General features: G+C 36.3%; 12 protein-coding genes. 9 read left to right on the forward strand and 3 right to left on the reverse strand.

Annotation, left to right across the window (positions count from 1 at the left end):
- Positions 1-18 precede the first annotated feature (18 nt).
- From scpB to phnF, 5 genes are all read left to right on the forward strand, one after another.
- Positions 19-591, forward strand: a complete 573-nt coding sequence (scpB, locus tag ABH961_RS12155; protein ID WP_060488364.1) for a segregation/condensation protein ScpB — start codon at positions 19-21, stop codon at positions 589-591.
- A gap of 78 nt (positions 592-669) precedes the next feature.
- Positions 670-1572, forward strand: a complete 903-nt coding sequence (locus ABH961_RS12160) for a ComEC/Rec2 family competence protein (protein WP_064474898.1) — start codon at positions 670-672, stop codon at positions 1570-1572.
- A gap of 207 nt (positions 1573-1779) precedes the next feature.
- Positions 1780-2922 carry an N-acetylglucosamine-6-phosphate deacetylase gene (gene nagA, locus ABH961_RS12165; protein WP_002107769.1) on the forward strand — a complete coding sequence of 381 codons (1143 nt, stop codon included), beginning with the start codon at positions 1780-1782 and terminating at the stop codon, positions 2920-2922.
- Between the two features lie 4 nt (positions 2923-2926).
- Positions 2927-3715 carry a glucosamine-6-phosphate deaminase gene (gene nagB / locus ABH961_RS12170; protein ID WP_001024205.1) on the forward strand — a complete coding sequence of 263 codons (789 nt, stop codon included), beginning with the start codon at positions 2927-2929 and terminating at the stop codon, positions 3713-3715.
- The gene (gene phnF / locus ABH961_RS12175; protein WP_002194085.1) at positions 3645-4376 is read left to right on the forward strand and encodes a phosphonate metabolism transcriptional regulator PhnF; all 732 of its coding nucleotides are present in this window, start codon (positions 3645-3647) and stop codon (positions 4374-4376) included. Before nagB ends, phnF begins: the two co-directional genes overlap by 71 nt.
- Positions 4377-4446: 70 nt before the next feature.
- Here phnF and ABH961_RS12180 read toward each other — a convergent pair whose 3' ends face one another.
- Positions 4447-5253 (reverse strand): Cof-type HAD-IIB family hydrolase, encoded by an 807-nt coding sequence (locus tag ABH961_RS12180; RefSeq protein ID WP_048546232.1) that lies wholly within the window; start codon positions 5251-5253, stop codon positions 4447-4449.
- 165 nt (positions 5254-5418) lie between these two features.
- On the opposite strand from ABH961_RS12180, the gene glcT reads away from it, so the two are divergent.
- The 4 genes from glcT (at position 5419) to ptsP (ending at position 10781) form a co-directional block, all read left to right on the forward strand.
- Positions 5419-6267: a glucose PTS transporter transcription antiterminator GlcT gene (gene glcT / locus ABH961_RS12185; protein ID WP_048546230.1), complete on the forward strand. Its 849-nt coding sequence runs from the start codon at positions 5419-5421 to the stop codon at positions 6265-6267.
- 339 nt (positions 6268-6606) lie between these two features.
- Positions 6607-8670 (forward strand): PTS glucose transporter subunit IIABC, encoded by a 2064-nt coding sequence (gene ptsG / locus ABH961_RS12190; protein ID WP_098076561.1) that lies wholly within the window; start codon positions 6607-6609, stop codon positions 8668-8670.
- A gap of 135 nt (positions 8671-8805) precedes the next feature.
- Positions 8806-9069, forward strand: coding sequence for a phosphocarrier protein HPr (ptsH, locus tag ABH961_RS12195; protein ID WP_000411080.1), 264 nt, complete (start codon positions 8806-8808; stop codon positions 9067-9069).
- The gene (gene ptsP / locus ABH961_RS12200; RefSeq protein ID WP_098076558.1) at positions 9069-10781 is read left to right on the forward strand and encodes a phosphoenolpyruvate--protein phosphotransferase; all 1713 of its coding nucleotides are present in this window, start codon (positions 9069-9071) and stop codon (positions 10779-10781) included. Before ptsH ends, ptsP begins: the two co-directional genes overlap by 1 nt.
- Before the next feature lie 85 nt (positions 10782-10866).
- Here the strand turns inward: ptsP and ABH961_RS12205 are convergent, their stop codons facing one another.
- A complete protein-coding gene (locus ABH961_RS12205; RefSeq protein ID WP_000468021.1) occupies positions 10867-11226 on the reverse strand; it encodes a DUF3915 family protein in 360 nt (119 codons plus the stop codon).
- A gap of 196 nt (positions 11227-11422) precedes the next feature.
- Positions 11423-11641 carry a hypothetical protein gene (locus tag ABH961_RS12210; RefSeq protein ID WP_000100492.1) on the reverse strand — a complete coding sequence of 73 codons (219 nt, stop codon included), beginning with the start codon at positions 11639-11641 and terminating at the stop codon, positions 11423-11425.
- Positions 11642-11808: the final 167 nt, after the last annotated feature.

Here is an 11808-nt window from a genome sequence, read left to right on the forward strand (position 1 = left end):
GAGGGAGGAGCTCGTAAAATGGATAGAAGAGAACAGAAATCAATCATTGAAGGGCTTTTATTTGTTTCTGGTGATGAAGGGATTTATCCAGAACAAATAGCGAAAGTGCTTGAAATTGAAGGAAATGAAGTAATCGATATTTTAGAAGAAATGCAAAAAGAATGTGAAGGTGCACACCGCGGTTTGCAAATTGTACAGTATGCAAAAGTATATCGTTTTGCTACAAAGAAAGAACATGCTTCGTACTATCAAAAATTAATAGATATCCCAACAGCTGCTTCACTTTCTCAGGCTGCTTTAGAAACGTTAGCGATTGTGGCATATCGTCAACCTATTACAAGGACTGAAATGGAAGAGATTAGAGGGGTGAAAACCGATAAGGCGTTACAAACGTTAGTTTCACACTTACTTATAAAAGAAATGGGAAGAGCAGAAGGTCCAGGGCGTCCTATTTTATATGGAACAACGAAAGAATTTTTGGATACATTTGGATTGAAAACATTAGATGATTTACCGGCACTTTCTGAAGAGAATGAACAAATGAATGAAGCAGATTTATTCTTTGGTTCTTTACAGGAGATATCGAAATAAAAGCTTAGCATTTTGCTAAGCTTTTTTTGTATATCAATTATATACCGTGCCATACTAATTGAAAAAAGGAGACGAGTTATGAGAAGTATGCGAAGTATTTTATTGTTAGTTTCTGTTTTGTTATGCTTTTCTTTAAATAGTGCATCGGCTAAAAGATATATGATGTCTATTCATACCGCGTCTCCTTTACATATGCAGCGGCAACATTTTGGTAAAATGAAAGTGAGTTTTTTAAAAGTTGGGCAAGGTGATGCGACACTTATTACATTGCCAAATGGACAAACGATGTTAATTGACGGGGGACCTTATGAAGCAGGTGAGGTTATCATTCAAAAACTAATCGAAAAAGGGATTAACCATTTAGATGCTATCGTCAGTACGCATCCTGATATGGATCACATTGGAGGACTCATTCCGATTGTAGAGCAAATGCCGGTAGCACTTATATTAGATAGTGGAAAAACATATAGTTCTTTTACGTATCACACATACCGGAATCATATTAAAAAAAGAGGAATTCCTTTCGTTTCAGTAAAAGAGGGACAATACATACCGCTAGATCCGCATGTTTCCATACAAGTATTAAACAATGGGAAATCAAAAGATGAAAATAATGAATCTTCAATTGTGTTAAAGGTACGATACGGAAAAGCGGATTTTTTACTAATGGGTGATGCTGATGTGCGGACGGAAACTGAAATATTAAAGCAATTTGATGTACATGCAGATGTGTTAAAGGTGGGACATCATGGCTCCTATACTTCAACAAGTGAAATGTTTATAAAGAAAGTAGAACCGCAGTTTGCAATTCTTTCATATGGAAGCAGAAATCCGTATGGACATCCGCATCAAAGTGTAGTGAGACGCTTAAAACAGCATGGTATAATGATATATGGAACAAACAAACGTACAGTAGAAATGGAAACAGACGGCGAGCATATTACAATAGGCTCTAGTGGATTAATGCCATTACTTAAGTGAGTAATATGATAGGGGATATTCTCCCTTTTTGGAAAACTGAATAACATATATTATAATTGCAAGAGACGTACTAAGTTTCCTTTTTGTTAAACAAAGAGGAAATTTCATTCGAATGTATAGACAACTACTCGTGCATATATTAAGATGGAATTAGGCGAATAAGGTAATAATAACAAGTAGGTATTTCATGGGAAAGGATCGATGAAAATGAAAACGCAAGTTGTCATCAATGCCAAAATTTATACAGGTCAAGAAGTAGTGGAAAACGGATTTATTCGTTACGCAGAAACAATTAAAGAAATTGGTTTGATGGCTCAATATGTATCACAAGAAAATGAAGCGGTTTTAGATGCAGCAGGGAAGATTGTGATTCCAGGTATGATTGATGTTCATATTCATGGTGGATACGATATTGATGCGATGGATGCAAATAGCGATGGATTAGTAACTCTAGGTAAAGAAATGTTAAAAGAAGGAGTTACAACTTACTTTCCAACAACAATGACACAAGCTCCAGAAGCAATCGAAGCGGCACTACATGCTGCGAAGGAAGCAAAAGAAAAAGGAGCACATTTCGAATATATTCACTTAGAAGGACCGTATGTTTCAAAAAAACGTGCAGGTGCACAACCACTTGAACATATTGTTCCTGCGAATATTGAACAATTTAAACAATGGCAGGAAGCAAGCGGGAATCTAATTAAATTAGTAACATATGCACCTGAAGAAGAAGGTGCGTTAGAGTTTGAGCAGTATCTTGCTGAAACTGGTGTTGTTGGCACAATGGGGCATACAGATGCAATTGATGCGCAACTAAAAAATAGAAACATTACACATGCAACGCATTTATACAATCAAATGCGTGGATTACATCATCGAGAACCAGGAGTTGTTGGTCATGTGTTATTAAATCCAGATGTAATGGTTGAAGTAATTACAGATGGTATTCATATTCACCCTGATATGGTGAAATTAGCATATAAATTAAAAGGACCGAAAAAAGTAAGTGTTATTACTGACGCAATGCGTGCAAAAGGTCTTGAAGATGGATTATATGAGCTTGGCGGACAGCCAGTACATGTAAAGGATGGTAGTGCTCGATTAGAAGATGGAACGTTAGCTGGTAGTATTCTAAAAATGGATCAAGCTTTCCGAAATGTAATTGAATTTACAGGTTGTTCAATCGAAGATGCAGTACTGATGACATCAGTTAACCAAGCAGAAGAGTTTGGATTAAATCATAAAGGTGCATTAGCGGTAGGAAAAGATGCAGACTTTGTTGTGATGAATGAAGATTTACATGTATATGATACGGTTCGTTTAGGAATTCATATGAAGGAAGGGAAGTAATTAAATGAATATTCTTGTTGTAAAAACTCCAGAAGAACTAGCAGAAGCAGGATATAAATTAATTGAAGAAGTTGTAAAAACAAAAGAAAATCCAACATTAGGAATGGCTACAGGAAGCTCTCCATTAGGTATTTATGCAGAAATGCGAAAAAATAAACTTGATACAAGCCGTGTAACCACTGTAAACTTAGATGAGTACGTAAATTTACCACATGAAGATAAAAACAGCTATCACTATTTCATGCAAGAACAGTTGTTTGATCATCTTCCATTTAAACAAACTTATGTACCAAACGGGATGGCAAGTGATTTAGAGGAAGAGTGCAAACGTTACGAGGGCATTCTAGCTGCTAACCCAGTTGACCTACAGATTCTTGGAATCGGTGAAAACGGTCACATCGGATTTAATGAACCAGGAACACTGTTTAATTCTCCAACAAACATTGTTGAATTAACAGAGTCTACACGCCAAGCAAACCTTCGCTTCTTCGAAAAAGAAGAAGATGTGCCAACGCATGCGATTACAATGGGAATTGGAAGCATTATGAAAGCGAAACAAATTCTACTTGTTGCTATGGGTTCTAAAAAGGCAGAAGCTGTGAAAGAATTATTGCAAGGTGAATATAGCGAAGCGTGTCCTGCTACAGTTTTACAACGTCATCCGAATGTAACCGTAATCGCTGATCAAGAAGCTCTATCTTTATGCAGTGAGGCGATTGCTGATGAACATCGACAAGTATTCACCATTTCCGATCTATTATCAGATTCAAGAGTGGGTGAAACAGCTAATTGAGGACGGCGAATGGAAGCCGGGAGATAAAATCCCATCTGAGAATGAACTTTGCGATAAGTTCGAAGTAAGTCGTATGACAATCAGACAGGCGATTAATAATTTAGTGGAACAAGGTTATTTATATCGGAAACGTGGAATCGGTACGTTTGTCCAACTTCCGAAAGTGGAACAAAAATTGCAAGGAATGACGGGATTCACAGAAGATATGATTTCTCGTGGGATGAACCCAAGTAGTCAATTACTTAGTTTCCGCCTAGTTCCAGCTACTGCGAAAATAGCAGACCGGTTGAGAATACAGGAGGGAGAGTCGGTTTATGAAGTGAGGCGTATACGTTTAGCTGATGATGAACCGATTGCTTTTGAGACGACATATTTGTCGCCAGCTCTTGTAAAAGATATTAACGAAGAAATATTGCAACAATCTTTATATGAACATTTAGAGAAAAAACTGGGCTTTAAACTTGTTAGCGCTACTCAATCAATTGAAGCTTCAATTGCAACGGATAATGAAGCTGAACATCTGCATATTCCTAAAAAGGCGCCAGTGCTTGTAATGCGTCAATGGTCATATTCAGAAGGTGAAGTACCGTTAGAGTATGTGAAATGTATTTATCGTGGGGATCGTTATAAGTTTATTACAAACATCGCACGTAACAAATAATATATTTCAGTTTGTGAAGTACAGTTAATGTCAAATTGTTTAACATGTAAAGAAAAAATACGACTCATCCTTATAAGGAGTGAGTCGTATTTTTATTATGAGCAATTACGTGGTTAACAGCATCTTTAACTGTATTTACTACATAGTGAGCGTGTTCTTTTACTGCGTCATCTGCTTGAGACATAGCAAAACTGTGAGGAGTTAAAGAAAACATCGGGATATCATTATAAGAATCCCCTATGCAAGCAACTTCCTCTGGTTGTAGTTGAAACTCTTTTAATAAAACAGAAATAGCAGCCCCTTTACTAATATTAGGTGGCATTACATCTAAACATTGTTCTGCTGAAATGAATGTACTAACTTTTCCGTGGAATTGTTCATCAATTTTTTTCTGAAGGAGTTGTAAGCTTTCCTTTGTTCCACCGACAGAGATTTTATTTGGAAAAATTGTATCATCAATTTTCTGTAATAGATGCGGTTCTTCAACAGAAGTCATCGCTACTTGTTGTTCAAGCTCATGAATGAACGGTGTTTTCTCTTCAATGTAATAATTATGCTCATCACTTACATAACGAAAATAAGGATCTTTATTTGTCATTGCTAACAGATCAGGTAGAATACTCGAATCGAATGTTGCGGATAATAGTTGCTTGTTTTCATGTGTGTACACGAAAACACCATTTACACTAATACGATGGAAATTTGTATTTACAGCTTTCATTAAGTCTGCAATTTCATTATCCAGTCGGCCAGAAGCGAAACAAAGAATAACATTTTGCTCAGCAAGACTACGAAGTGCTACAATATCCTGTTCGTCAATTAACCCTCCGTGTTGCATCATTGTACCATCGATATCACTTACAAACATTTTAATCATGTTGTTATCCCCTTTCTATGTACAGTTGCTCTTACATTATACGCATCATATATAAACATGTCTAAAAAACGAATTTTTATGAAATGGTAGATGTTTTATATTGACGACAAAGAAGAATGTTCTGTAACATAAAAGCAGGCTATTTAAGTACGAGGGTGGTGTTATATGAGTAATTATCTAGAAATTAAAAAAGTTTTAAATAATAATGTCATCATTGCTAGCCATCCTGAACATGAGGAAGTAGTAGTGATCGGTAAAGGAATTGGATTTGGGAAAAAAGCGAAAGACATATTGGAGCAAGAACAAATTGAAAAAATGTTTGTTTTAAAAAATGAACGTGATCGTGAACAATACAAACTGTTAGTGCCGCATGTGAGTGAAAAATTAATCGAATTAATGAATGATATTATGTTCTACATTCAAGAAAAAGCAAAATCACCATTGAATGAACATATTCATATCGCTTTAACAGATCATATTTCTTTTGCGATTAAGCGGTTAAAACAAGGACTTACAATTGATAATCCTTTTTTAGTTGAAACGAAAATGCTCTATCCAGAGGAATATGAAATTGCTGAAGGTGTTGTAGACCTTTTAAATTCTCGTTTGCAAATTACATTGCCAGAAGGAGAAATTGGTTTTATTGCACTCCATATTTACAGTTCACTTACAAATTCAGATTTATCTTCAGTTAATCAAAACTCCCGTCTCATTGCACATCTTGTATCTTTAATTGAGACAAACTTACAAATTACATTAGACCAAGAAAGTATCCACTACTTACGCCTTATTCGTCATTTACAATATGCTATTGAACGGGTGAAAAAAGGGGAGAAAGTAGAGGAATCACAAAGTTTTGCTGATTTATTAAAGGCGGAATATCCCGTCTGTTATAATTTAGCTTGGAAGCTAGTTAAGGTCATGCAAAAAGAATTGCAACTTCCTGTGTATGAAGCAGAGAGCATATATTTAACGATGCACCTGCAGCGCTTAGTGAAAGCAGAGCATGTGTAAAAAGACATATATTTTTGTCTAAAATGAAAACGTTAAAAAAAATCATTGAATCGCTTACAATAGTTATGTATAATAACTATTGCAAAGTTATACAAATTTCGACAAACACATTAAGGTAAGTAACGAAAACGTTTGCCTTAATTATAGTGAACTTATACGTAAACCTATTTTTGACACGTGTTACTGATTCGATCAGGCATGAGTGGAGAAAAGCAAGGAATGTAAGCTTGAGAAAGGGATATACTACCCTTTGTATAGCTATCGTTCTATCTTTTTTTCCTCATGTCTTTTTGGCGTTTGTCGGAAGGTATCAATATAGATAAGAGAGGAAGGGTTTCCATGTTTAAGAAGATCTTTGGTGTTCTTCAAAAAGTCGGAAAAGCGTTAATGCTTCCAGTAGCGATTTTACCGGCAGCAGGTATTTTACTTGGATTTGGTAATGCATTTCAAAATCCACAGTTAACAGATGTTATTCCTGCTTTAAAAGCAGATTGGTTCGTAATGGTAGCAAAAATTATGGAACAATCTGGTGATATTATTTTCGCTAACCTTGCATTATTATTCGCAGTTGGGGTAGCAATTGGTTTAGCTGGTGGAGACGGAGTAGCTGGATTAGCAGCGTTCGTCGGCTACTTAATTATGAACAAAACGATGAGTGTGTTCTTAGAAGTAGATAAGCTAGTGAAAGTAACAAGTTCTGGAGCAGACCCAGTAAAAATTGGATTTACAGATCCAGCATATGCAAATGTATTAGGAATTCCAACGCTACAAACGGGAGTGTTTGGTGGTATTATCGTCGGTATAGTAGCGGCATATTGCTACAATAAATACTTCAACATTGAATTACCATCATACTTAGGTTTCTTCGCAGGTAAGCGTTTCGTACCGATCGCAACTGCAACATTCTCTTTAGTAGTAGGTATAATCATGTGTTTCATTTGGCCATACATTCAAGGTGGCTTAAATACGTTCTCACATCAAATGATTGATGCAAATAGAACATTAGCAGCATTCATATTCGGTTTAATTGAACGTTCATTAATTCCATTTGGATTACATCATATTTTCTATTCACCGTTCTGGTTCGAATTCGGTCAGTATACAAATGCAGCTGGCGAATTAATCCGTGGTGACCAAAAAATCTTTATGGCACAGTTAAAAGACGGTGTAGAATTAACAGCAGGTACATTTACAACTGGTAAGTATCCGTTCATGATGTTCGGTCTTCCAGCAGCAGCATTAGCAATGTACCATGAAGCACGTCCAGAAAATAAAAAATTAGCAGCTGGTATTTTAGGATCTGCTGCATTAACATCTTTCTTAACAGGTATTACAGAACCACTTGAATTTTCATTCTTATTCGTAGCACCAGTACTATTCGGAATTCACGCAGTATTCGCTGGTCTATCATTTATGACAATGCAAATTTTAGGTGTTAAAATTGGTATGACATTCTCTGGTGGTTTAATCGACTTTATGTTATTCGGTGTACTGCCAGGCCGTACAGCATGGTGGTGGGTAATTATTGTTGGTCTTGTACTAGCAGTTATTTACTACTTCGGATTCCGCTTTGCAATCCGTAAATGGAATTTAAAAACACCTGGTCGTGAAGTAGCAAATGCGAATGACGGCGCAGGTAAAACAGAAGCAGGAGAACTTCCACGTGAAGTATTAGTAGCACTTGGTGGTAAAGAAAACATTGCTTCTTTAGACGCTTGTATTACTCGTTTACGTGTTCAAGTTAACGAACAAAAGAATGTAAACAAAGATCGCTTAAAAGAGCTTGGAGCAGCTGGTGTACTTGAAGTTGGAAATAACATTCAAGCTATTTTTGGACCGAAATCTGACACATTAAAATCACAAATTCATGATATTATGTCAGGTCGTACACCTCATGTTGAAAAAGAAGAGCCTGTAAAGGTAGAAGAAACTCCTAAACAAGTTGATGAAAACGAAACAATCGTATCACCAATTGAAGGGAAAATCTTACCGATTACAGAAGTACCTGATCAAGTATTCTCAGGAAAAATGATGGGAGACGGATTTGCAATCGAGCCAACAGAAGGAACAGTAGTTTCTCCAGTTAACGGTGAGATCGTCAACGTATTCCCTACAAAGCATGCGATTGGTATTCAATCTGAAGGTGGAAAAGAAATTTTAATCCACTTCGGTATTGATACTGTAAAATTAAATGGTGAAGGTTTTGAAGCACTTGTAGCACAAGGCGACAAAGTGAAACAAGGACAACCATTATTAAAAGTAGATCTTGCATTTGTAAAAGAAAATGCACCATCTATCATTACACCAATTGTCTTTACGAATTTACAACAAGGACAACAAGTCGAATTGAAAAAAGATGGAAATGTTAAGAAGGGCGAAAACGCTATTATTGACATTCAGTAGGAATTTGACGCAAAATGTTTATAATTATAATAGGCGATGTGGTTGACCGAACATCGCCTATTATATACAATAGATGATGTAGTACTCACGTCTATACAACTAAAAAATACTGTAATTTAAAGGAGATAAATTATCATGGAAAAAATCTTTAAAGTAACTAGCGACTCAGGAATTCATGCTCGTCCAGCAACACTACTTGTAAACACTGCAAGCAAATTTGGTTCTGACATTAACTTAGAGTATAACGGAAAAAACGTTAACTTAAAATCAATCATGGGCGTTATGTCTTTAGGCATTCAACAAAACGCAGAAATTAAAATCACTGCAAATGGTGATGATGCAGCTCAAGCACTAGCAGCTATCGAAGAAACTATGAAAAACGAAGGATTAGGAGAATAATGACTCTTAACATTCAAGGGATCGCTGCATCAAGTGGGATTGCTATTGCAAAGGCTTTCAGACTTGAGAATCCTGAATTTAACATCGAAAAGAAATCAATTACAAACGAAGCTGCTGAAATTGCACGCTTAGACGCTGCGCTTGAGAAAGCAAAAACTGAATTAGAAGCAATTAAGGACCATGCTTTTGCTGAGCTGGGTGCTGATAAAGCTGCGATCTTTGAAGCACATTTATTAGTGTTAAATGATCCAGAACTAGTAAACCCAGTAAAAGATAAAGTAAATAGTGAAAAAGTAAATGCTGAATTTGCAATGGATGAAGTTGCATCAATGTTTATTTCTATGTTTGAAAACATGGATAACGAATATATGAAAGAACGTGCTGCGGACATTCGTGACGTAACAAAACGCGTTCTTGCACATTTACTAGGAATTAACTTCTCAAACCCTGGTACAATTTCTGAAGAAGTAATCATCATTGCTGAAGATTTAACACCATCTGATACAGCTCAGTTAAACCGTAAGTATGCAAAAGGTTTTACAACTGATATCGGTGGACGTACATCTCACTCTGCAATTATGGCTCGTTCTATGGAAATTCCTGCAGTTGTTGGTACGAAAGTTGTTATGGAGAGAATCCAAAACGGCGATATCGTAATCATCGACGGTTTAGATGGAGAAGTAATTGTAAATCCATCAGAAGAAACTCTTCGTTCTTTTGAAGAAAAGAAAGCGAAATTTGAAGAGCAAAAAACTGAATGGGCAAAATTAAAAGACCAAGCTACTGTAACAAGTGATGGACATCACGTTGAGCTTGTTGCAAATATCGGAACACCAAATGATGTACAAGGTATTATCGATAATGGCGGAGAAGGCGTTGGTTTATACCGTACAGAATTCTTATACATGGGCCGTGACAATCTTCCAACAGAAGAAGAGCAGTTCGAAGCGTATAAAGCAGTTCTTGAAGGTGTAAAAGAAGGTCAACCTGTTGTTGTTCGTACACTTGACATCGGTGGAGATAAAGAGCTTCCATACTTACATTTACCAAAAGAAATGAACCCATTCTTAGGATACCGTGCAATTCGCTTATGCCTTGATGAGCAAGATGTGTTCCGTACACAACTTCGTGCATTACTTCGTGCTAGCGTATACGGTAACTTAAAAATTATGTTCCCAATGATTGCAACTCTTGATGAGTTCCGTCAAGCGAAAGCAATCTTATTAGAAGAGAAAGCGAAACTTGTAGAAGCGGGTACAACTGTTTCTGATTCTATTGAAGTGGGTATGATGGTTGAAATCCCAGCTTCAGCAGTATTAGCAGATCAATTCGCAAAAGAAGTTGATTTCTTCTCTATCGGAACAAATGACTTAATCCAATACACAATGGCTGCAGACCGTATGAACGAACAAGTAGCTTACTTATACCAACCATATAACCCATCTATTTTACGTCTTGTAAAAATGGTTATTGATGCGGCTCATAAAGAAGGCAAATGGGCTGGTATGTGTGGTGAGATGGCGGGAGATTCACTTGCTATCCCATTATTATTAGGATTAGGTTTAGATGAGTTCAGTATGAGTGCAACATCTATTCTTCCTGCAAGAACACAACTAAGCAAGTTGTCAAAAGCAGAAATGGAAACATTAGCAGAAAAAGCATTAATGATGTCAACTGCTGAAGAAGTTGTTGAATTAGTTAAAAGTATATAATAGTAAAAAACCTGAGCCGATTTGAAATCGGTCTCAGGTTTTTTTATTACACATACCTTAGGTGATTTTATTGATTAAACTTCTCTTAAAGAGCAATCGCGATAACATCTTCTGGGCAAACACGTAGAATCCCTTCAAATCTATCGTCATTACGATTGTTTCCATTCTTATCATCTTTGTTGTTGTCTTTGTCGTTATCTCTTCTTAATGCAGAGAATAGAGCAATACCGTTACAGAACCCCTCAAAAACTAAATTGCGGAATGTTCCATTTCCTTTTAGTTTAAGAAGTGAAATTTCAGTGCCTATAGAAAGATTTGCAAGTACGTTACATACAGCAGGTCGTTGTGGTCTAATTTCTTCTCTCTCTTTCTCACGATGGTTGTGCTCTCTTTCATGATGATGACAGTCTCTAAAGTTATCACAGCATCCAAATGATCCAAACATAATCCTCATCACCCCCTTCACACTTATAATCTATGTAAGTTCGGTAGTGAGTGACTGGACAGAGAGTGGAATTTTTTCTGGGGGATTTTCTCATTTTAAAAGAATAGCTGGGTGTTTAGTACGGAATGATGTTTAAAATAGGGGGAATATCACAAAAAAGTGTAAAGACCACCGAAATGAATGAAATAGGTAGGCTTTACACTTTTTTACTTTTATATAAAACGATGATATATACAGGGAGAGCTAAGAGTAGTGGTGCAATGGATCTTGCAGTATGTTTTTCTGCGTCTAATTGGAACGTTTCTTCTTTTGGGAATTGTAACACTGATATGTTTGTAGCATCGCCAATAAAATATAACAGTAGTACAGTTACTATGTAACTTAAAAGTGCGATAAAGCTTCCGTATGAACTCAATGAAAATCCCTCTCTTGTTATCTATTTGTTATCATTGTATCATAATTGTAACAAAAACACACGGTTATATTTCAATGCTTTAACAAAATTCGACACGAAACGCCATTTATGTGTATGGGGATAGCATAAAATTTACTATTTTTTTATGTATAGATGTCGAATAATAC

It is taken from the genome of Bacillus sp. RC251 (assembly GCF_044908765.1).
Classification (GTDB): domain Bacteria; phylum Bacillota; class Bacilli; order Bacillales; family Bacillaceae_G; genus Bacillus_A; species Bacillus_A wiedmannii.